General features: G+C 67.0%; 13 protein-coding genes and 1 tRNA gene. 7 read left to right on the forward strand and 7 right to left on the reverse strand.

Annotation, left to right across the window (positions count from 1 at the left end; genetic code table 11):
* Positions 1-293: 293 nt before the first annotated feature.
* The 4 genes from DLM85_RS21425 (at position 294) to DLM85_RS21440 (ending at position 5,920) form a co-directional block, all read left to right on the forward strand.
* Positions 294-366 (forward strand) — tRNA-Met (locus DLM85_RS21425).
* Positions 367-892: 526 nt separating this feature from the next.
* On the forward strand, positions 893-3,418 hold the full coding sequence (locus DLM85_RS21430) for a DUF5686 and carboxypeptidase-like regulatory domain-containing protein (protein ID WP_207891077.1): 2,526 nt from the start codon (positions 893-895) through the stop codon (positions 3,416-3,418).
* A gap of 109 nt (positions 3,419-3,527) precedes the next feature.
* Positions 3,528-4,361 (forward strand): MIP/aquaporin family protein, encoded by an 834-nt coding sequence (locus DLM85_RS21435; protein ID WP_111480232.1) that lies wholly within the window; start codon positions 3,528-3,530, stop codon positions 4,359-4,361.
* A 116-nt stretch (positions 4,362-4,477) separates the two neighbouring features.
* Positions 4,478-5,920 (forward strand): Gfo/Idh/MocA family protein, encoded by a 1,443-nt coding sequence (locus DLM85_RS21440; protein ID WP_111480233.1) that lies wholly within the window; start codon positions 4,478-4,480, stop codon positions 5,918-5,920.
* Between the two features lie 97 nt (positions 5,921-6,017).
* Here DLM85_RS21440 and DLM85_RS21445 read toward each other — a convergent pair whose 3' ends face one another.
* Positions 6,018-7,055, reverse strand: a complete 1,038-nt coding sequence (locus tag DLM85_RS21445) for a helix-turn-helix transcriptional regulator (protein WP_111480234.1) — start codon at positions 7,053-7,055, stop codon at positions 6,018-6,020.
* A 271-nt stretch (positions 7,056-7,326) separates the two neighbouring features.
* Between DLM85_RS21445 and DLM85_RS21450 the strand changes: the two genes are divergently transcribed.
* Together DLM85_RS21450 and DLM85_RS21455 are read left to right on the forward strand one after the other, a co-directional pair.
* A complete protein-coding gene (locus tag DLM85_RS21450; protein ID WP_111480235.1) occupies positions 7,327-7,566 on the forward strand; it encodes a hypothetical protein in 240 nt (79 codons plus the stop codon).
* A gap of 121 nt (positions 7,567-7,687) precedes the next feature.
* Positions 7,688-9,475: a glycoside hydrolase family 15 protein gene (locus tag DLM85_RS21455; protein ID WP_111480236.1), complete on the forward strand. Its 1,788-nt coding sequence runs from the start codon at positions 7,688-7,690 to the stop codon at positions 9,473-9,475.
* Positions 9,476-9,872: 397 nt separating this feature from the next.
* Here DLM85_RS21455 and DLM85_RS21460 read toward each other — a convergent pair whose 3' ends face one another.
* From DLM85_RS21460 to DLM85_RS21470, 3 genes are all read right to left on the reverse strand, one after another.
* Positions 9,873-12,062, reverse strand: coding sequence for a bifunctional alpha,alpha-trehalose-phosphate synthase (UDP-forming)/trehalose-phosphatase (locus DLM85_RS21460; protein ID WP_111480237.1), 2,190 nt, complete (start codon positions 12,060-12,062; stop codon positions 9,873-9,875).
* A 98-nt stretch (positions 12,063-12,160) separates the two neighbouring features.
* On the reverse strand, positions 12,161-13,222 hold the full coding sequence (locus DLM85_RS21465; RefSeq protein WP_111480238.1) for an aldose epimerase family protein: 1,062 nt from the start codon (positions 13,220-13,222) through the stop codon (positions 12,161-12,163).
* A 217-nt stretch (positions 13,223-13,439) separates the two neighbouring features.
* Positions 13,440-15,023 carry a family 43 glycosylhydrolase gene (locus DLM85_RS21470; protein WP_133257191.1) on the reverse strand — a complete coding sequence of 528 codons (1,584 nt, stop codon included), beginning with the start codon at positions 15,021-15,023 and terminating at the stop codon, positions 13,440-13,442.
* 470 nt (positions 15,024-15,493) lie between these two features.
* Between DLM85_RS21470 and galK the strand changes: the two genes are divergently transcribed.
* A complete protein-coding gene (gene galK, locus DLM85_RS21475) occupies positions 15,494-16,702 on the forward strand; it encodes a galactokinase (RefSeq protein ID WP_111480240.1) in 1,209 nt (402 codons plus the stop codon).
* A 177-nt stretch (positions 16,703-16,879) separates the two neighbouring features.
* Here galK and DLM85_RS21480 read toward each other — a convergent pair whose 3' ends face one another.
* The 3 genes from DLM85_RS21480 to DLM85_RS21490 all read right to left on the reverse strand — a co-directional run bounded on the left by DLM85_RS21480 (position 16,880) and on the right by DLM85_RS21490 (position 22,284).
* Positions 16,880-17,578: a hypothetical protein gene (locus DLM85_RS21480; protein ID WP_111480241.1), complete on the reverse strand. Its 699-nt coding sequence runs from the start codon at positions 17,576-17,578 to the stop codon at positions 16,880-16,882.
* Entirely contained in the window at positions 17,578-18,438 is an 861-nt protein-coding gene (locus DLM85_RS21485; RefSeq protein ID WP_111480242.1) for a metallophosphoesterase family protein, read from the reverse strand. Before DLM85_RS21485 ends, DLM85_RS21480 begins: the two co-directional genes overlap by 1 nt.
* A 300-nt stretch (positions 18,439-18,738) precedes the next feature.
* A complete protein-coding gene (locus tag DLM85_RS21490) occupies positions 18,739-22,284 on the reverse strand; it encodes a S8 family serine peptidase (RefSeq protein ID WP_111480243.1) in 3,546 nt (1,181 codons plus the stop codon).
* Positions 22,285-22,340 lie beyond the last annotated feature (56 nt).

Genomic DNA, 22,340 nt, shown 5'->3' on the forward strand with positions numbered 1-22,340 from the left:
TGCCACTGCGAGTCAGTGAGGGGTTGATAGCCGTCAACCATAATGCGACCGAGAGCCTAGGAACTCCCGGCGCAACTTACTGGCTCGTTTTCTTTTACCCCAACAGCAATTCCCCAACACGCTCTTAGGCAGCGGTAAAATGGTGGCAGACCTTACATACGGCTGCCGCCGGCCGGGGTGCTACAAAAAAATATTCCGACTGATACTCAGAAGGAACGCCCCCAATTCCAGCTTTATGTAACCCCACCCGCTGCTAATCCGAAAAAGCCTATTACTTTTGCATTACCAAACAGTGCGGGGTGGAGCAGTTGGTAGCTCGTTGGGCTCATAACCCAAAGGTCACTGGTTCGAGTCCAGTCCCCGCTACCTCCATAAAACGACCCGGTTGCCAATACGGCGGCCGGGTCGTTTTGCATTTGGCGCCGTTGGGTTTTGCAGCTCCTGCCCGCCCACGCCGGGGCCGGCCGAGGCCGAAAACGAGCAACGCAAGCCGCAGCGGGCCTTGCTAAAAGCTTTTCGCTTTATGCCTTCATTTCTAACGCGTTACTACCGTTCTTTGCACTGGATTTAGACCCGTGGTATGTTCCGGTGACGTCTCCTGAGATTGAAGCCTCAACACAGCCAGTTATCAACCCGGTTGCCGAACCGGTCCGGGCATTTACGGACCACCAGGCAACCAACGGGCGAGTTGCCGCCTCCTGCTGGTACCGCCCCCCTGCCTAACGCCCTGCCCCGCCCACCCGACTACCGGTTCGCCAGCAAGAAAGGTTGAAATTATATGATTGGCAGTCAGCGCACTAACAATAAGCCGGGTGGTTTGGGTGACTTCTTGTCAAAGTATTTGTTGCCTAGCGTCGTCTCACCAACCTGTGTCGACCGAGAGAAGCGTGTTATGAAGTACGCGTATGCGTGGCTGGGGGTATTGCTACTGGCCTTGGGCGTGCAGCCCGCTGTAGCCCAGCGAATTGTATTTTCTGGACAAATCACCGAAGCCGGCAGCGGGCAGCCCGTGCCGTTTGCCTCGGTGTACGTGAAGGGCACTACCGCCGGCGCCACCGCCGACGAGAACGGCCGCTACGAGCTGGTACTGGGGCAGCCAGCCGACTCCGTGTCGGCCTCGGCGGTGGGCTACCGGCCGCGCACCCGCAGGGTGAGCCGCACCCAGACGCCGCAGACGGTGAACTTCGCGCTGGCTTCGGCGGCGCAGCAACTGGGCGAGGTGGTGATTCGCTCCGTTGAAAACCCGGCCTACGCCATTCTGCGCCGGGTGCAGCAGCACAAAAAGCAGAACGAGAAAACCCGGCTCGACGCCTTCGAGTTCGACAGCTACAACCGCATTGAGGTGTCGTTGTCGGACATTACCGACCGGCTGGCCAAGCGCAAGGTGATTCGCGACATGACCTCGGTGGCCTCGGCGGTGGGGGAAATGGAGCGCAATGCCAACGGCAAGCCCACCGTGCCGCTGTTTGCCTCGGAGGTGATGTCGCGCTACTTTGTGCGGCACCGGCCCAACCGCGAGCGGGAGGAAATCAAGCACAGCCAGCTGCACGGCGTGGCCCCGCGCGACGGGACGCTGCTCTCGCAGGTGCTCGGCTCCTCGTTTCAGGACTACGACTTCTACCCGAACTGGCAGGTGGTGATGGGCAAGGACTTCATCTCGCCCATTGCCGACGGCTGGCGCATCACCTACGACTACGACCTGGAGGACACGGTGCAGATCGGCCAGAACCGCTGCTACCAGCTGAAGGTGTTTCCGCGCCGGGCCCAGGATTTGGCCTTTACCGGCCGCATCTGGATTACCACCGACTCGTACGCGCTGCGCCGCGTCGATCTGAGCGTGGACCCGAAGGCCAACATCAACTTCGTGGACCAGATCCGGGTGTACCAGGACCTGACGCCGAGCACGGCCGGGCCCTGGCTGCCGCAGCGCACCCGGGTGGTGGTGGGCATGAAGCCCACGCCCAAGCAAACCGGCCTGCTGGTGCGCTTCAACACCGTCAACTCCAACTTCCGGGCGGGGCAGCCGCACGACCTGCCGTTCTACGACCAGCCCTTCGCCGCCGACCCGAACGCGCTGAAGACGCCGGCCAGCTTCTTCGCCCAGAACCGGCCCGACACGCTGTCGGCGCAGGAAGCGCGGACCATGACGGTGCTCGACTCGGTGGGCAAGCTGCCCTCGGTGCGCACCTTCCTGGAGGTGGCCGACTTGGTGGTGAACGGCTACGAGGAGCTGGGCCCGCGCGGCCGCTTCGAGCTGGGGCCCATTCTGAGCACCTACACCTGGAACAACGTGGAGGGCCACCGCCTGCGCGTGGGCTTCCGCAGCACGCCCGAGCTGAGCCCGAACTGGCTGCTGAAGGGCTACACCGCCTACGGCACCCGCGACGGGGAATTCAAGTACGGCCTCTCGGCGGACCGCATCCTGAACCGCCCCAACTGGACGGTGTTCAGCGCCAAGTACAGCCACGACATCGACCTGGTGGCGCTGCTCGACAACGAGCTGGCCCTGGAAAGCCCGCTGTTCGAGGCCGCAGCCCGCTTCGGCAACATCAAGCCTGGCCTGCCCCTGTGGCGCGACATGACCTCGGTGACGGCGCAGTCGGACCTGTTCCACAACTTCACCCAGAAGCTCACGCTGCGCCACCAGCGCTTCGACCCGCTCTACAACTTCAGCTACTACACCACCGACGCGCACGAGCAGGGCGCCCCGACGGCGCAGAACTTCAACCTCTCGGAGCTGATTCTGGAGTCGCGCTACGCCCCGGGCGAGGTACTGATTCAGAACCAGAACCGGCGCTACGCGGTGGGCTCGATGAAGTGGCCGGTGTTTACCTTCCGCTACACCCTGGGCCTGCCCGGCGTGCTCAGCAGCGACTTTGAGTACCAGAAGTTCAACCTCGCGGTGGAGCAGAGCGTGCAGCTCGGGCAACTGGGCCGCACCGAGTACATCTTCGACGCGGGCTACATTCCGAGCACGGTGCCTTACCCGGTGCTCAAGAACCACCTCGGCAACGAGTCGCCCATCTACACCTCCAGCGCCTACAACCTGATGCGCTACTTCGAGTTTGTGAGCGACCGGTACGCCTCCCTGCACGCCGAGCACTACTTCGAAGGGCTGTTCATCAACTCGGTGCCGCTGCTCAAGAAGCTCGACTGGCGCCTGCTGGCCTCGGGCAACGTGCTCGTCGGGGGCGTGAGCAAGGCCAACCAGAACACCATCCCGGCCTACGACGCGACGGGCACGCCCCAGCCCACCTTCCGGGCCCTGACGCCGGGCACGCCCTACGTGGAGCTGGGCTACGGCGTGGAAAACATCTTCAAGTTTGTGCGCGTCGACTTTCTGCACCGCCTCACCTACCGCGACCTGCCCGGCGTGCGCACTTTCGGGGTGAAGGTGTGCGCCCAGTTCAAGCTGTAAAGCCGGCCGCTTTCGAACCCCGCCGCCCCCCGGCCGTTACATAGCACCAGCACTGCCGCGCCGCGCCGCCCACCCCAGGGCGGGGCGGCGCGCGTTTGTTTTGTGGCCTATGGCACTTGTGGCATCCCTGCAGTCGGCGCTGCGCCGGCACTGGCCGTATTACCTCACCGAGGCCCTCGGCGTGGCCGTGTTCCTGGCGTGTACCAGCGTGAGCAGCGTGCTCATCCACCACCCCGACCTGCCGCTGCGGGCCTGGCTGGGCGAGAGTGAGCTGCTGCGCCGCGGCGTGCTGGCCGGGGTGGTGGTGCTGGTGGTGGCGGGCCTCACCTACAGCCCCTGGGGGCAGCGCTCCGGCGCCCACATCAACCCGGCCGTGACGCTGGCCTTCTGGCACCTGGGCAGCCTGCGCGGCGCCGATGCCTTCTGGTACGTGTTGGCCCAGTGCGCCGGGGGCGTGGCGGCGGGCCCGCTGCTGAGCCGGGCCCTGCAACGCTGGTACCCCCACCCCGACGTCAACTTCAACCTGACCGTGCCCGGCCCGGCCGGCGCGGGCGTGGCCCTGCTGGCCGAAGCCGCTATTTCGGCGGGGCTGATGTGGGTGCTGCTCTACGCCCTGCACACCGAGCGGCTGCGCCGGTTTGCGGGCTGGCTGGTGGCGGCCTTACTGGCCCTGTACGTGACGTTTGAGGCGCCGCTGTCGGGTATGAGCCTGAACCCGGCCCGCAGCCTGGGCGCGGCCGTGGGCGCCGGCCGCTACGAGCACCTGTGGATTTACTGGCTGGCGCCCATTGCGGCCATGTGGCTGGCGGCGGTGCTGTTTCAGCGCGTGTACCAGGGCGCCCCACTGGCCTGCGCGGTGCTGGCCGGCTGCGCCACCCGGCCCGAGCACGGCCCCTACGCCACCGAGCCGCCCCGGTTTCCCGACCCGGCCGGCGACCAGTAAGCCGGCCCTGGTTAAGATGATACCAACCTTTTCGGGCCGCGCCGGGTATGGTTTAATCCTGTTTGACCCCACCCGCCGCACCCGAAACGGCCCCTCTACCCACAACCACTACCCCGATGTCCATCACCAACGAACTACTGAACACTGTGCTACGCCACGCCGGCCAGGAGGTATCGCGCAAGGAATTTCTGAACCTGGCGGGCCGCGGCCTAGCCGTGGGCGTGGCCGCCGGCACCCTGGCCAGCTGCCACTCGGGCGGGGGCAAGGCGGCGGAGGCCACGGCCGGCACGCCCACCACCGGTACGCCCGCCGCCGAAGTAGACGCCTCGACCACCTACACCGCGCCCGGCGGGCAAACGGTGGCTTCCTCGGAGGCCGTGTCGCCGCCGGCCAAGGTGCCGGCCGAGGTGAGCCAGCCCATCGAGCTGGAAGCGTGGAAATCGGACGTGGACCCGCAATCGGGACCGGTGCCGACGCCGCTGCCGCCGGAGCAGCGGGTGGGCTACGCGCTGGTGGGCCTGGGCCACCTGACGCTGGAAGAATTGCTGCCGGCGTTTGGGGAGTGCAAGAAATCGAAGCCGGTGGCCCTGGTCAGCGGTTCGCCCGAAAAGCTGAAGAAGGTGGCCCGGCAGTACGGCATCAAGCCCGAAAGCTGCTACAGCTACCAGGACTACGAAAAGCTCAAGGACAATGCGGAGGTGCAGGCCATCTACATCGTGCTGCCCAACTCCCTGCACGCGGAGTACGTCATCCGCGGGGCCAGCACCGGCAAGCACATCCTCTGCGAGAAGCCCATGGCCAACTCGGCCCAGGAGTGCGAGCTGATGATTGCGGCCTGCAAAAAGGCCAATGTCAAGCTGATGATTGCCTACCGCATTCAGTACGAGCCCTACAACCGGCAGGTGCGCGACATGGTGCGCAGCCGGAAGTTCGGCCCGCCCAAGTACATCGAGGCCCAGAACAGCCAAAGCTCGGCCAACCCCGCGCACTGGCGCCACAAAAAGGCTCTGGCCGGCGGCGGGGCCCTACCCGACATCGGCCTGTACTGCCTGAACACGAGCCGTTTCCTGCTCGGCACCGAGCCCACGGAGGTCTTTGCCTACTCCTACAGCACGCCCGGCCACCCGCTGTTCAAGGAGGTGGAGGAAATGATGTCGTGGCAGATGCGCTTTCCCGACGGGGTCATCGTCAACTGCGTAACGCACTACAACACCCACGACTCGCGCTTTTACCGCGTCAGCGCCGAGCGGGGCTGGCTGCACCTCGACAACGCCTACGCCTACCAGGGCCAGCGGCTGCAGACCTCGCACGCCGAGGGCCCGGCCAAAATGCAGAACCAGATTACCATTCCGACGAAAAACCAGTTTGCGGCCGAAATGGACCACTTCTCGGAGTGCATCCTGGAAAACAAGCCGCCGCACACGCCCGGCGAGGAAGGCCTGCAGGACCAGCGCATCATGGAGGCCATCTACCAGTCGGCGCGCGAGGGCCGGCCGGTGAAGCTGCCCGCCGTGCCCGGCACCGACGTATTCCGCGGCCCCGAGCCCAAGCCGGCGTAAGCGGCCGCCGCGCTACCTGGGGGTGTGCAGAGCGCAGCAGCCGGGGTAAGCGGTTAGCATTCGGCCTGACGCGCTTTCAGCTGGCGGTTCGGGCAGCCTAGGCCACTCGCAGGCTCAGGGCCTTGCGAGCTTCCGCGTTTTCGGCGGCGGCTTTGAGCAGGGCCGGGTTGCGGCGCACCTGGCTGGGGGCCACGCCGAACTTCTTGCGGAAGGCCGTGGTGAAGTGTGCCGGGTTGGAAAAGCCCACCGCTTCGGCAATGTCCTGCACGGGCTGGTCGGTGAGGGTGAGCAGCTGCTGGGCCACGGCCAGGCGCCGCTCGGCCACGTAGCCGAACACGGTGGTGTTGAAGAGCTGCCGGAAGCCGCGCTTGAGCTTGAAGTCGTTGGTGCCGAACAGGCGCGCCAGCGTCAGCAGGCTGGGCGGGTTGGCGTAGTGCTCGTCGAGGTACTGGCGGATGCCGTGAAACAGGTCGCGCTCCTTGCTGCTCAGGCGCGTGACGGAGCGGGCAAACTCCTCCTGCTGGGCCATGAACAGGTCCAGAAAGCGGGCTTCCAGAAACAGCTTCTTCAGCGGCCCGGAGTAGGGGCAGTTCACAATCTGCTGAATGGCGACCTGGGCCGCCGGCGAGGTTTGCAGGCCGTCGGGCATCATCACGAAGGCGTCGCGGCGGCTCAGCCACCGCTCGTGCAGGCCCAGCCACTCGGCGTTGCCGGTGAGCAGCTGCTGAAAAAACTCGTGGGTGAGGTGCACCGTGAAAAACTGGTACTCCTCGTCCTGGGGCTGGAAGGTGTAGTGGTTGCGGGTGGTTTCGTCGCCCACGATGTTCTGGCGGCCGCTGCCCAGGTGCAAAGGCCGGCGGGCGCACTGCCGCGAGCGGACGCTGCCGTTGAAGTGGTAGAGCATGCCCACCCAGGGCTGGTGCACGTTCAGCTCGGCCTGCAGGGGCCGGGCCAGTCGGCCGCTCATGTTGGTGAGCTGCAGCCCGTCGAGGAAATAGTCGGTGAAGGTGAGCTGCCCGCCGTTGTTGGGGCCGGTCCAGACGGTGTGTGCCTCCAGCAGGCCGGCGTGCTGCTGCAGCTGGGTCTGGCAGTGGTCGGTGACTTCGGCGGTGGAAATGTCGAAGAACGTATCCATGACGGGAGGGAGCAGACAAGGCCCGGACGCCCGGGCCCGGGCAAATGCGGCGGCAACGACGGAGGACGGCGCGGGCTAAAAACTCCGGCAGAGAAAAGCAAAACTCCGTTTGGCGAAGGTAAGAGTAAACGCCTGATCATCACCTTTGCAACGTCGGTTTGGCAACGCGCTCGGTCGGGGCGCTGCCGGCCGGGCAAATCCGGAAAACCTTGAGCCCCGTCAAGGCGCCGGCGCCGCGCGGGCGGCACCTTTGCGCAAACGCCCTACTCCCATGCACGCACCGTTTCAGCTTTCCGTCAAACCCCTGATTCTCAACTCCGCGGCGGGCCGCCTGCTGCTCGGCCTCAAGCACAGCCTGGCCCCGCAGCCCAGCCACGAGCCGGCCTGCTCGCAGCGCTACGCGGCCCTGCACCGGCAGGCGCAGTGGGCCACGCGCCTGTTCTGGCTGGCCTCGGGCCTGCTGGTGGGCGGCGTCGGGGCCCTGGCCGCCGCCGAAACCCTGCTGGGCTAGCCTGGCCCGGCAGCCGGCCCGCAGCCACCGGCTGGGGGCCGCCGCAGTAACCCCAGGCCCTGGTTCGGGGTACATCATCGGCAGCGGGCGCCCAACCATACGCGGGCGCCCGCCCCCTCCTATGAGCACCCGCCACACCTACGACCTCGGCGTCATCGGCAACTGCGCCTACCTGGCTTTGATTCGGCAAGACACGCGCGTGCAGTGGCTGTGCTGGCCGCGCTTCGACAGCGGCTTCGTCTTTGGCGGGCTGCTCGACGACGAGCAGGGCGGCGAGTTCAGCCTGCTGCCGCCCACCGACGAGTTTCGCAGCCGGCAGTACTACCTCGACAACACCAACGTGCTCTGCACCGAGGTGGAAACCGCCCAGGGCCGCTACCGCGTGACGGACTTCGCCCCGCGCTTCCGCCAGTACGACCGGTACTACAAGCCGCTGATGCTCATCCGCAAGCTGGAGCCGCTGGCGGGCACGCCCCGGGTGCGCGCCGTGTGCCGCCCCACCGGCGACTACGGCCGCCAGCCGCTCACCGCCCGCCGCTCCTCCAACCACATTGCCTTCCTGGGCCTGCCCGAGGAAATCCGCCTGACCACCAACGTGCCGCTGAGCTACCTGCTCGACGGCGAGGACTTTGCCCTCTCCGAAACCAAGTACTTGGTCTTGACCTACGGCGCGCCGCTGGAAGCCCCGCTGGAAAGCACCTGCGAGCAGTTTTTGCGCAACACCGTGCAGTACTGGCGCCAGTGGGTGAAGAGCACCAGCATCGGCAGCCTGTTCCAGACGGAGGTTATCCGCTCGGCCCTGGCCCTGAAGGTGCACCAGTACGAGGACACCGGCGCCATCATCGCGGCCAGCACCACTTCCCTGCCCGAAGCCCCCGGCAGCACCCGCAACTGGGACTACCGCTTCTGCTGGATGCGCGACACGTACTACATCCTGACGGCCTTCAACAACATCGGCCACTTCGAGGAGATGGAGCAGTACTTCCACTTCATCACCAACATTTCCACCAAGGTGCGCGACAAGTACCAGCCGCTGTACTCCATCAGCGGGGCCTCGGAGCTGGTGGAGCAGGAGCTGACGCACCTGCGCGGCTACCTCGGCAACCAGCCCGTGCGCATCGGCAACGACGCCTACACCCACATTCAGAACGACGTGTACGGGCAGGTGCTGGTGGCTTTGCTGCCGCTCTACGTCGATAAGCGCTTCACGGCCCTGGAGCGGGCCCACTCCGAGCAGCTGATGTACGAGGCGCTGCACTTCATCGAGCGCACCATGGAGCAGCCCGACGCGGGCCTGTGGGAATTCCGCAACCTGGCCCAGTTTCACTGCTACACCTACCTCTTTCACTGGGCCGGGGCCAGCGCCGCCTGCAAGGTGGCTACGCGCCTGGGCAACGCCGGCATGGGCGAGCAGGCCGAGCAGCTGGTGCGGCAGGCCCGCGCGAAAATCGAGGCTTGCTACGACCCGCAGCGCGGCTGCTACACCAACGCCATCGGCTCGCCCCACCTCGACGCCAGCGGCCTGCAGCTGATTCTGATGGGCTACCTCGACCCCAACTCCGAGCGGGCCCGCACCCACTTGGCGGCCCTGGAAGCCGAGCTGATGACGCCCGAGGGCCTGTTTTACCGCTACCGCCACGCCGACGACTTCGGCACGCCCGAAACCACTTTCCTCATCTGCACCTTCTGGTACATCGAGGCGCTGGCCTGCGTGGGCCGCCTCGACGACGCAGTGGCCGCCCTGCAGCGCATCATGCAGTACACCAACCACCTGGGCCTGCTCTCCGAGGACGTGGACGCCCGCACCGGCTCGCAGTGGGGCAACTTTCCGCAGGCCTACAGCCACGTGGGCCTGGTAAATGCCGCCTACCGCATCAGCAAACGGCTCGACCGGCCGGTGTTTTTGTAGGCGCCGCGGGTGTGGCCGCCCGCGGCGGTGGGCCATTCCACGCCTGCCCGGCAGCTGTAAGCACCTCCCGACGGGCCGGAGCACACTTTTACAAATGACGAAACCCTTCGCGAGTACTCGCGAAGGATTTCGTCATTTGTAAAAGTGTATCATGAGTACTCGTGACGTACGTTGCGAACTGATGCAGTACCTCCCGCTTACTCGTGACGGGTTGTGCAGATTGGCGGAATGCCGCCTGCCTACTCGCGACGCATTTTGCAGCCCGCTGAAGTAGCTCCCGTTTACTCACGGTGGGCTTTGCCAATGGCTGAAGCCCCTCCGGTCTACTCGCGGGCCGTTTTAGCGGCTCCCAACGGGCCTCCTGTACAGGCGTGGGCGGCGTTGGGCAGTCCGCCGCTTACTCCTCGGCCGCCAGCAGGCCGCGCAGCAGGCGGCGCACGTCGGCGGTGTTGCGCACGGCGTACTTGGCAAAGGAGCGGATATCGGTGCCGACTTTCACGGAGTAGGCGTCGTCGGGAATGGCGCGGAACGTGTCCTCGTCGGTGCGGTCGTCGCCGATGGCCAGGATAAAATCGGGCTGCATTTCCTGCACCCAGCGGGCGGCGGCGGTGCCCTTGTCGACGCCGGCGTTTTTCACCTCCACCACCTTGTTGCCGTCAAGGGTAATCAGGCCGCTGCCCTGCCCGATGAAGGTGAGGTGGGTGAGCATGTCCTGGGCCCGTTCGCGGCCCAGGTCGGGGTCGGTGCGGCGGTAGTGCCACACCAGGGCGTAGTCCTTTTCCTCGATAAAGGAGCCGGCCGTGCGGGCCACGTACTGCTCCATAATGGCCCGGATATCGGGCTTCCAGTCGTTGCGCAGGGGCTGAATCATCTGCCAGTCCTGCCCGCGCTTGCGCAGCCACACGCCGTGCTCGGCAATGAAGTCCACCGGCAGGTCGCCCAGCCACTCGGCCAGGGTGTGCCGGTCGCGGCCCGAAATGATGACCACGTGGTTGCGGGCGTCGGCGCAGAGCTCGGCCAGCAGCTGGCGCAGATTTTCTTCGGGGCGCACCTGCTTGGGGTTGGCGTGGAAGGGCATCAGCGTGCCGTCGTAGTCGAGCAGGAGCAGGCGGCGGTTGGCCTGCTGAAACTGCGTCATCATCTGCTGCCGGGTGGCGTCGTCGAGCAAATCGGTGCTCAGGGCGCCCTGCTTGATCTTGCTGTAGGCCAGGCGGTCCATAAACAGCTCCACCCAGGCGTGGATGTTGTAGCGCTGCACGATGGCCTGCAGCCCCTGCATGCGCTGCTGCTGCTCTTCTTCGGGCATCATCAGGGCCTCAAACAGCGTGTCGGCCACCTGCGAGGTATCGGTGGGGTTGATGATGAGCGCGTCGGACAGCTCGCGGGCGGCGCCGGCCCGCTCGCTGAGCACCAGCACCCCGTGCTGGTCGAGCTTGCTGGCCACGAATTCCTTGGCTACCAGGTTCATCCCGTCGCGCATGGGCGTCACCAGGGCCACGTCGGCCAGCCGGTACAGCGCCGACAGCTCCTCCACCGGGTAGGAGCGGTAGAAGTACTGAATCGGCGACCAGCTGATGGTGCGGTACTGCCCGTTGATGCGTCCCACCAGCTCGTCGATTTCCTCCTTCAGGGCCTGGTACTGGGCTACCTGGTCGCGCGAGGGCACCACCAGCATGAGCAGGGTCACGTGGTTGTGCAGCTCGGGGTGGCGGGTGAGCAGCAGCTCGAAGGCCCGCAGGCGCTGGGCAATGCCCTTGGTGTAGTCGAGCCGGTCGATGCTGAGCACCACGCGCTGGCCCTGCAGGGCCTCGCGGTACTCGTGCTCCAGGCGGCGGGCCTCCTCGGAGGCGGCCACTTCGGCGTACTTGTCGTAGTCGATGCCCATCGGGAAGGCGTCGACGAGCACGGCGCGGGTGCCGGTTTCCACCAGCCCGTCGCGGCGCGAGAGGTTCAGCAGGCGCTCGGTGGCGCTCAGGAAGTGGCGCACGTAGCCGTAGGTGTGGAAGCCGATGAGGTCGGCCCCGAGCATGCCGCGCAGCAGCTGCTCACGCCAGGGCAGGGCCCGAAACAGCTCGTAGGACGGAAACGGAATGTGCAGGAAGAAACCGATGGTGGCTTCGGGCAGCCGCTCGCGCAGCATGCCGGGCAGCAAGAGCAGCTGGTAGTCGTGCACCCAGATGGTGTCTTCGGGCCCGGCCAGGGCGGCCACCGCGTCGCAGAACTTGCGGTTGACGGCCTCGTAGGCCTCCCAGGTGTGGGGCTCAAACTGCGCGAACTGGGCGAAGTAGTGAAAGGTCGGCCAGAGGGTTTCGTTGCTGAAGCCCTCGTAGAAATCCTTGATTTCCTGCTCGGTGAGAAACACCGGCTGCATGTGGTCGGCCGTCAGCTGCTCGGTCACGCGCTGCTCGTCCTCGGGCGAGTCGAGGTACTGGCCGGGCCAGCCCACCCACACGTTCTCCCCGCGCCGGTAAATGGAGCCCAAGCCGGTGGCCAGGCCGCCCTCGCTGGGGCTGAACTGCAGCTCCCCCTCGGAGCTGCGGGATACTTTGGTCGGCAGGCGGTTTGAGACGATAAGGGTCCGGGACATAGGCATTCAGGAATGGTTCAGACTCCATACTACGTCGATTTATCCGCTTTGGCCGGTTTCGCCCGGTCCACTGCCCCGCCGCGGACGCCCCGAACCACTCAGCTTTTCACCCCGAAGCGGTACTCGGTGACGGAGCTGAACAGCTCGCCCGGGCGCAGCACCGTCGAGGGAAACGTGGGCTGGTTGGGCGAGTCGGGGAAGTGCTGGGTTTCCAGGCAAAAACCGGCGTACCGGCCGTAAGGAAGGCCGTTTTTGCCCGTCAGCGAGCCGTCGAGGAAGTTGCCGGTGTAGCACTGCACGCCGGGCTGATCGGTGCGCACTTCCAGGGTGCGGCCCGAGGTGGGCTCGTAGGCCGTGGCCACCAGCCGGAAATTTTCGCCCCCGCCGAGCGTCCAATTGTGGTCGTAGCCGCCCGGCACCTGCCCGATGCGCGCCCCGATGGCGTGCGGCCGGGTGAAGTCGAAGGGCGTGCCCTGCACCGGGCGCAGCTCCCCGGTCGGAATCAACGTGTCGTCGACCACGGTGTAGCGCTCCGCGTGCAGCTGCAGCTCGTGGCCGAGCACGTCGGGCTGAGCACCGGCGCTGAGGTTGAAGTAGGCGTGGTTGGTCAGGTTCAGCACCGTGGCCCGGTCGGTGGTGGCCGCGTAGCTGATGCGCAGCCCGTGGTCGGGCGTGAGGGCATACACCACCGATACCGTCAGCGTGCCGGGGTAGCCTTCCTCACCGTCGGGGCTGATGTAGGTCAGGCGCAGGGCGGGCGTGGGCTCTACCAGCACTTCGGCCTGCCACAGCACCTTATCGAAGCCCCGCCGCCCGCCGTGCAGGTGGTTGGGGCCGTTGTTGGTTGCCAGCTGATACGTCTGCCCATCCAGCTCAAACCGGCCCCGGGCAATGCGGTTGCCGAAGCGCCCGATCAGCGCCCCGAAGTACGGCCCGGCCTGCTGGTAGGCCTCGCTCCGGTAGCCGTCGAGCGTATCGAAACCCAGCACTACGTCGCCGGGCTGGCCGTGGCGGTCGGGCGCGAGTAGGTGGGTGAGCGTGCCGCCGTAGTTGGTGATGCGCGCTTCGAGGCCGCGGCCGTTGCGCAGGGTAAATAGCTGGACGGTTTGCCCGTCGGGCAGCTGGCCGAATTCGGCGGCGGTGATGAGCGGCTCGGACATAGCAGGTCGGGGTAGCGGGTTTCCGGCCGAAGTCTACGCACGAATCGGCAAACCGGCTGCCCCAGAACGCAGCCGCCCCGACAATCCGAGGACTGCCGAGGCGGTGTAGCGCGGGCCTCAAGCCCGCGTTCGGCCGGACGATTGTCGTGGAACAGCCACCGTCCAGACGACAGGAATTACCATCTGCCGGACGCGGGCTTGAGGCCCGCGCTACAAGCTAGCGTTGGTTGCGCAGCTGGAACTGGCCGAACGTCACCGTTGCCGATTCCTCGCCCTGGGCAATCAGGCCCACGCGCACGCCCCGGTCCCAGGGCGGCAGGTAGGTGCCGTTGATGGCGAAGCCCTCGGTGCGCAGCGGTTCCCAGCGGCGGCCGCCGTCGGGGCTATAGGCGAAGCGGTAGCGGCTGCCGCCCCAGCACTCCAGGCGCAGGCCCAGCGCGGCGCAGGGCTCCAGCAGCACGTCGGCCAGGCGGTTTTTCTTGCCCGATTTCACGTGCCAGAGCTGCAGGCGGTTGTCGCCGAAGGCCAGCACCAGGGCGTTGTACGGGTCGCCCACGGCGCCGAGGCCGGCGAAGGTGCCCTCGGTCAGGGTGGCGGCATCCACCACCACGCTGGCGGTGTAGGTGGCGGCGTAGGTGCGGCGGGCCAGCAGACTGCCCAGGCGGGCAGGATTGGCGCCCAGCTGCAGCCGGTTATCGGCCAGATTCAGGCGGGGCAGCACGCCCACGGGCCACTGCCAGCCCAGGTCCAGGGTTTCGCCCCGGAAATGGTCGGTCACGTTTAGCACGCTTACGTCGGCCAGCGGAGTCGCCTGCGGGCTGTTGTTTACGAACTCGGGCCAGCCCTGGGCGTTCCAGGTGAATTCGCTCAACAGGCCCTGCCGGCCCACAAACTCGTGGCTGTTGGCGGCGTAGGCGTGGTGCAGCAGAAACCAGCGGCCGTCTTTTTCGGCCACGGTGCCGTGGCCGGGGCACTTCCAGGTGCTGTTATCGGTCAGGATGGGGTTCTGCGGGCACTTTTCCCAGGGGCCGAGCAAGGTGCGCGAGCGGGCTACGCCCTCGGCGTAGGTGCAGTACTTGCCGCAGCAGGCATTGCCGGCGTAGAACATGTAGAAGTAGCCGCCGTGGTGCACCATGGCCGAGCCTTCCACCAGCGGCCCTTCCCAGGGCGCGTCGTTGCGAAACAGCTCGTGGCGCGGGCCCGTCAGCTGCAGGGTCTGCTCGTCGATCTGCTGGGCCCAAATGGGCGTGGGCTCGTTGCGGCTGTTGCCGTCGTTTTTCCAGACCAGGTGCAGCACCCCGTGCTCGTCGCGGACGGGGTAGCCGTCGATGGAGCCGGCCGCCTCGCTCACCAGCGGGCCGTGGTCGGTGTAGGGGCCTTCGGGGCGCTCGGCGCTGGCCACGGCCACGCTCAGCACGCCGCCGCGCTGGCGGGCGGTGTAGTATAGGTACACCCGGCCGCCCTCGCAGAACAGCTCCGGCGCCCAGAAATTCGAGTCGCACCAGTCGGGCAGGCGGCCGGGAAACACGTGGCTCACCAGCTCCCAGTGGATCAGGTCGTGGCTTTTGAAAATGGGGAATACGGCGCCCCACTCGGCCGTGGTGGCCGACGCGTAGTACGCGTCGCCGATGCGGCAGATGGTGGGGTCGGGAAAGTCGCCGGGCAGCACCAGCCGGTCGTAGCTGACGCGGGTGGGCGCGGTGGGCGCGTGCAAGTCAGGGGCGTGCAGCTCCGAGTGGGGCGTGTGCCAGGAGGTGTCCGGCAACGAAGCCAGCGGGCTCGATTCGAAGTCGAATAACACGGCAGGGGAGATTGAGGTGGGAAATGGGGCCAACCCGGCAAGTCTCGTCAACGCCTGACCGCCGCGCCTCCCCGAACGTCCGGGGTTCAGTCAAAAGGCGGGCCAAACCAGTGTTAGATTTAGGACTTACCAGGGAAAGATTGTACCTGCTATACAACTTCGACTTAACCCGGAAAAGTGTTCTGCGGCAACGAAAAACGCCGAACGCGGCGGGGTATCCAATGGTTCGGCGTTTTCGACTTTTCGAAGTTAGCGAAACTCTCCGCATTCAAACTCAGTAGTTGCGCCTTTTTTTGCTGAAAGCTGCCTTTTCGGCGCCCAAAAGCCGGAAATAAGCGCCGAACTTCCTGCGGAGTTGCCCGCCGCGCGCCGGGTTTTCCGCCCCCGAGACGCGGGCCGGCTTCGGCCACGGCCGCCGAATCTGCGTAGTGGCTAAGCCCCTTGCTGCTTAGCTTTTACTTCTCGCTGCCATGCCCGCTCAAACCGTCGCCACCGCCTTCCAACGCCACTTCGGCTACGCCGCACCGCTGCTGGTGCGCGCCCCCGGCCGCATCAACCTCATCGGGGAGCACACCGACTACAACCTGGGCTACGTGCTGCCGGCGGCCATCGACAAGGAAATCTACTTCGCCGTGGGCCTGAACAGCGGCAGCGAAATCCGCCTCGTCTCGCACGATCTGAACGACTGCTGCACCGTGGCCGTGGATCAGCTGCACCGCACCGATACGCAGTGGGCCAACTACCTGCTGGGCGTGGCCGCGCAGCTGCAGAAGCGCGGCGTGGTACTGGCCGGCTTCGACTGCGTATTCGGGGGCAACGTGCCGGTGGGGGCGGGCATGTCCTCGTCGGCGGCGGTGGAGTGCGGGCTGGCCTTTGCGCTGGATCAGCTACTGGGCACCCACATCGACAAGATGACCCTGGCCCACGTGGCGCAGAAGGCCGAGCACGAGTACGCGGGCGTCATGTGCGGGCTGATGGACCAGTTTGCCAGCCTTTTCGGCCGCGACGGGCAGGTGGTGCGCCTGGACTGCCGCTCGCTGGCCTACGCGTACTTCCCCTTCGATACCGACGCCTGCCGCCTGGTGCTCTGCAACTCGGGCGTGAAGCACAGCCTGGCCGACTCGGAGTACAACAAGCGCCGCCAGGAGTGCGAGCGGGGCGTGCAGCTGCTGCAGCAGCACTACCCCGACGTGAAAAGCCTGCGCGACGCGACGCTGCAGCAGCTGGAGCAGCACCAGGCCGAATTCGATGAAGTAACCTACCGCCGCTGCCGCTACGTGGTGCAGGAAAACCAGCGCGTGCTCGACGCCTGCGAAGCGTTGCAGCGCCGCGACCTGGCCGCCGTCGGCCGGCTCATGCACGCCTCCCACGCCGGCCTGCGCGACGAGTACGAGGTGAGCTGCCCCGAGCTGGACGCGCTGGAGGAAGCCGCCCGCGGCCTGCCCGGCGTGTACGGCGCCCGCATGATGGGCGGCGGCTTCGGCGGCTGCACCCTCAACCTGGTGGCCCCCGCCCACGTCGAGGCCTTCATCCAGACCGTCGGCCAGGCCTACCAGCGCCGCTTCGGCCGCCCGCTGGAAACCTACCAGACCAGCATCGTGGCCGGCGTGTCGGAAGCCGAAATCGGTGAGCTGCCGGTGGTAAACAAAACCGCCCCGGCACCCGAGGACTGCGCTTAAGATGTAGGGCCAGAGGCCGCTCGGGTAAGCTGTTAGCCCGTGGAACGGTCCGGCCGCGCGCAGCGCAACGGAGCCAGGCGGGAAACTATCAACAAACAGGCCGTCGTGCGTTGCAGCACGACGGCCTGTTTGTTGATACATAACCCGTTTAGCCGCCACGAATACCCGCCGAAACGGTTACAGGTCGAACTTCACCCCGAAGCCCAGGGTCAGGATTTCGTGTACGCCCAGGCCGCCGAGGTTGGTGAAGATGCTCGACAGGTACAGGTCGTTGGTGCCCAGCTCGTAGTAGGCCCCGAGGGTGCGCGGGTGCCCGTAGCGGGTGCGGCCGATGACGCGGCTGACCTTGCCGCCCACAAAGCCCCCGATGCGCGTGCGCGACGACCACCAGTAGTAGCCCTTCTCGTATTTCCCGTCGCGGGAGTTGTTGAGGCCCTGGCTGGCCGTGTGGCTCACCAGCGCCCCCACCGTAAAGGGGCGCACCTGCCAGCGGCCTTGGGCCACGGGCAGCGTCCAGGGCGAGTAGCCGGCCTTGCCGGTGAAAATGCCCATGGGCGTAATGCTGTACCGGCTCGGCACGTAGCCCGCCAGCACGTCGATGTCGACGCGGCCGCGCAGGGTGGTGTAGCCCACGCCGGCCGTAATCAGGCCCTGCCCGGCGGCGGTTTGCAGCAGCAGGTGATGCGGGCGGTACCAGGGCTGGGCCGTGAGGCCGGCGGGCGCGGCGGTTTCGGCCGGCTCGGGCGCGGTAGCCGGGGCGGGGGGCGCTACCAGGGCCAGGCTGAGCGTATCGAGCGCGGCGGGCGCGGCCGACTGGGCGGCGGCGGGCCGCAGCGGCGCCAGCAGCAGAAGCGGAAGCAGGAAGGAGCGGCTCATTAGTACTGCACAGTATCAAGCTTGAACTGCTTTTCGCCCCACAGCGTGAGCACCACGTACTGGCGCTTCTCGAAGCTGTAGGAGTTGATGAACGTCAGGCCGTTCTCGTAGGGCTGCCCGATGCTGAAGTCGTGCTTGTGGCCGTTCAGCTCGAAGGCCACGCGCGGGGCCGTGCTCAGCGCCTGCACGTAGGGCCCCACCAGCTGCGGATCGAAGTCGGCGTCGTGGGGCGGCACGTGGCTCATGACCACCTGCCGGTGCACGCCCGGGCCCGGCGCGGCCAGCGCCTGCTGCACCCACGGCACATCGGGCACGCGCCCGTTGAAGCCGTACTCGCGCCCGTTGGTATTCACGAACACGAAGCGCGTGTGGCCGTACTCGAAGCTGTAGTTCAGCGCGCCGTACACCTGCTGGTAGGCCTCGCGGCCGTTGGCCACCACGTCGTGGTTGCCGATGACGGTCAGGTAGGGCACGTTCAGCTTCTTGAGCCGGTCGTGTACCCAGCGCATTTCGCGGATCAGCCCGAAATCGGAAATGTCGCCGGCAATGGCCACGAAGGCAATGTTGCGCTGCTGATTGACGCTCTGCGTGAAAGCCTCGGCTTCCTCGTAAAAGCGCTGCGAATCGCCGATAAACACGAAGCGCACCGTGTCGCCGCCCGTGGGATTGGGCTGCTGCAGCAGGCGCTCCAGGTTTTTGCGCGTCAGGTCGCGGTAGGCTTCCGGCGGGCGGGTTTCGTTGGGGCTGAACTCAATCAGGTCGCAGCCCGTGAGCAGGCCGCCGAGCAGCAGCGCGGCGCCGGCCAGCAGGCCGGCGCGCCCGCGCAGCAGCGTACGGTAGAGGGAGGAAAGTTGCGGCATAAGCTGGACACCCGGCCGGAGTGGCGTGGTTGGCCGCTGCGGTGTCGGGTGCATATACCACCCATCGAAAGCTTTTGTTAATTAAATTTTTTTAATCCTTTGTATATCTACCGTATTAATTACTTAATTGCCGGGTTTGCGCCGATTATTTCGCCGCAAGGTACGGCAGCACCCACGCCACACGGCCCGCTTCTCCATGCGGAAAAGCGGGCCGTGTGGCGTGGCCGGAGCGGGGAGCAGCAGAGCAGCTTGCCGGCCCCTGGCCAGGGGCAGCGCAGGTCCGAAAAGCCGCGCGGGTGGCTATTTTAGCACCTGCAGGGCCTGGCTGCGGCCATCGGGCAGCAGCAGGCGCAGCGAGTACACGCCGGCGGCCAGGGTTTCGGTGGATAGCTCCAGCTGCTGGGCCTGGCCGCTGAGCTGCACCGGCTGGCGGCGCAGCTCCCGGCCCAGCGCGTCGGTGAGCAGCAGCGTACCGGCGCCGGCTTTGAGGGCCTGCAGGCTCACCGTCAGGCGCCCGCCGAAGGGCACCGGGTAGGCCGAAAACTGGGCCAGTGCGGCCGTGGGGCGGGTGCTGGTTACGGCCGGCAGCAGCTGCACGTCGGTCAGGTAGAGGTTATTGCCGTTGTCGTTGAGGTTGGCAAACCGTACCAGCGCGTTGCCGGTGAAGCCCGCCGGGATGTAGGGCAGCAGGTTCACCGTTTCGCGGCGCCACTGGCGCGGGCCGCTGGGTGCCCAGGCCGTGGTGGTGCTGGCCACGGTGGCCAGGGTGCTGCCACGCTTCAGGTAGCTGGTCGGCTGGAAGGTCTGGCCGCAGTCGGTGCTGATGTCCACGCGCAGGCCGTCATTGTAGCTGGCGCTGTAAGGGGCGTAGGCCACGGCGAAGCTGAGCGTAGCCAGGCGGGCGGCCGGCACGGCCGGCGTCAGCAGGTATTCCTCGGCGGTGCGGTTGGTGTACTCGTAGTCGTTCACGTAGGGCACGCGGCGCCGCACGCTGTCGGGGCCCATCACCAGGCCGCTCTGCTGCCAGGTGTAGGTGCCGCCGGCCGTGCGCACGATCTGCCAGCCGGCGGGCGGGAAGCTGCCCGTGCGGAACTCCTCTACCAGCGGCGTGGGCGCAGGGGCCACCACCGTCAGCAGGTTGGTTTCGGTGCGCGCGTCGGTGCCGTACTGGTTGGTGGCCGTCAGGCTCACGCTGTAGGTGCCGGCCTGGCCGAACTGCACCTGCGGGTTCTGCGAAGTGGCCGTGGTGCCGCCCACGAAGCTCACGCCCGCGCTGGGCGTCACGCTCCACTGCCAGCCGGTGGGCACCAGCTGCGAGCGGTCCTGCAGCTGCACCGGCGTGCCCACGCAGGCCTGCCGGTTCAGCACGCCGAGCAGGGCCAGCGGGGCTTCGCTGCAGTTGCTGAGCACGCTCGGGCGCAGCAGGGCGCGGGTGCGGCGGCCCACCAGGCCGCTGGCGCCGCGGGCCCGGATGGCAAACCACTGCTCCCCGGTGCCCACCACCGGCAGGCTGACGGTGGTACCGGTCACGGTGGTGACCGAGTCCATGTACTTGGTGCCCAGGCGCAGCACGTCGTAGCTGGTGGCGCCGGCCACGGCGTCCCAGGCCAGGGTGGTGCTGGCGCGGCACACGGCCGAGGTGCGCAGGTTGGCCGGCACACCCACGATGGTGAAGTTCGCGTCCGACTCGTCCTGCTGGCTGCCGCGGCGCACGCGCAGCCGGGCCTGGCCCGAAGGCGTGACGGCAGCCGGAATCGTCCAGTTGTACACGCGCGTGGTGGCCCCGATGTTCGTGGCAATGTTGGTCCAGGTGGTCCCGTTATCCAGGGTGTAATCCAGGCTGAAGTTGTCCGGGCCCGGGGCGGCATTCCAGCGCACCGCCTCGATTTCGCCGGGCACGAAGCCCTCCCCGCCCAGCGGGTAGGTCATTTCCACCCGCTCGTCGAGCCAGGTATAGACGAGGTAGTACGGTTGTGGCCCCTGGGGCACGGCGCGGCCGCGCACGTTCAGGGTGTAGGTGCCCGCCACGGGCATGCTTAGCGTTACCTGCTCGACGTTGTTGAGCGTGTCGCGGCCGCGCACGGCCAGGGCGCTCAGGGAGGTCACCGTCGGGCGCGAGTCGAGCACCCAGGGCTGGTAGGCGGTGCCGCCGGGGGCGGTCAGGGTCAGGTCCAGGTCGTTGACGAGGTTGGTACGCGAGCTGGCCGCGGCTTCGTAGTCGGGCCAATACAGCATCACGCGCAGCTGGCGCTGGCCGGCGGGCACCGTGATGGTGTGCGTACGCGTGACGCCCTGGCTGAGGCTGTCGAGCTTGTAGCTGCGGTCTTCGAGCACGCGTACGGCCCGCAAGGCGTCGATGCGGCCGTAGCCGAAGCGGAAGTCGGGGCCGTCGTTGCCCAGGTCTTCGGCCGTGTTCATCAGCGCGGCCTTGACGAGGGCCGCGGGGGCTTCGGTGCCGTTGTTAAGGGCCTTGTGGGCGTGCATCAGCTGGGCCACCACGCCCGATACTGCCGGGCACGACATGGACGTACCGGTCAGGGCCGCGTAGGTGTTGTTCGGCTGCGTCGACCACACGCTGGTGCCCACGGCGCACACCTCGGGCTTGATGCGGCCGTCGGTGGCCGGCCCGCGCGAGGAGGAAGAGTTCAGCGCGTCGAGGTAGCTCAGGTTGCCCACGGTCAGCACGTTCTTGCCCACCTTGTGGCCGCCGGTGATGTTGCCCCAGGTGGCGCCCGCGCCGTAGTTGCAGTTGCTGGCGCCCTCGTTGCCGGAGGAAAAGACGTGCAGCATCAGCGGCAGCTGCCGGCTCATCTGGTCCATCTGCCGGGCAAAGGAGGTGTAGCCCGCGTTGCAGCCGTTGCTGTAGGAGTTGCTGGTGATGCGGATGCTGCGCGTGTTGTAGTGCGTGGGCGCGCTGTTGATGTTGTTGGGGTAGGTGTAGTAGTAGTTGAAGGCGCCCACGGCCTGCCCGCGGTAGCGCGGGTCGAGGTTGCCAGCGCCCATGATGATGCCGGCCACGTGGTCGCCGTGGGTGCCGCCGTCGGGGCCGGAGCTGGTCTGGTCGAGGCGGCCCTGGAAGTCGATGTGCGGGCCGATGAGGCCGTCGTCGCCGTGGGCCACGCTGACGCCGGTGCCGTCGTAGTGGCGGCCGGCGCCGTAGTCGGCGGCCAGGGCGTTGGCGCGGTGGTCGGTGCGGCCGCGGTTGTTGTCGTGCACGGGGTCGGGGGCCACGTACTCCACGCTGGCCACCCAGGGCCGGGCCGCCAGGGCGGCGAGGGCGGCGCGGGGCACCGTTAGGGTAATCTGGCGCGAGAAGTCGAGGCGCTCCGTCACGGCGTAGCCGGCAGCTGTGAAGGCCGCGGCGGCTTCACCGGGCTGAATCGTGGGGTGGTAGCCCACCACCACGGCCACCCGCCCGCCGCCGCGCAGGGCGTAGGCGGGCGTGCTGCCCTGGGCCAGCAGGCCCGAGTATTTCCACGTGGCCTGCACCGGCACCACGCTGCGGATGCCGAAGCCCCGCAGGCGCGCGCGGTCGAGCGTGGTGGGCAGGGCGGCCACGTAGGCGTTCTGGGGCAGGTAATCGAGCAGCTGCACGCCCAGGGCCCGCAGGGTGCGGTGCTGTTCGGCGGTGGGCAGCTGCGCAAACTGAATGACGCGGTAGTACTTGCCCTGCCAGACCTCGGCCCCGGCCGGCTGCTCGGGGTGAGCGGCCCAGGCGACGAAATTGGCTGGCACGGTCGGCGTGCCGCTGGCCAGCAGCAGCTTGGTCGGAGCCGGCGTCTGGGCCTGCAGCGCGGGGGCGCCCAGGGCCAGCGCCGCCAGCAGCAGCGCGTTAAGGTGTTTCATGCGGGAGAAGCAGGATATGTAAGCAGGAATGATGAAGCGTTGAGTGGCAGCAAAAT

The organism is Hymenobacter edaphi, from assembly GCF_003258365.1.
Classification (GTDB): domain Bacteria; phylum Bacteroidota; class Bacteroidia; order Cytophagales; family Hymenobacteraceae; genus Solirubrum; species Solirubrum edaphi.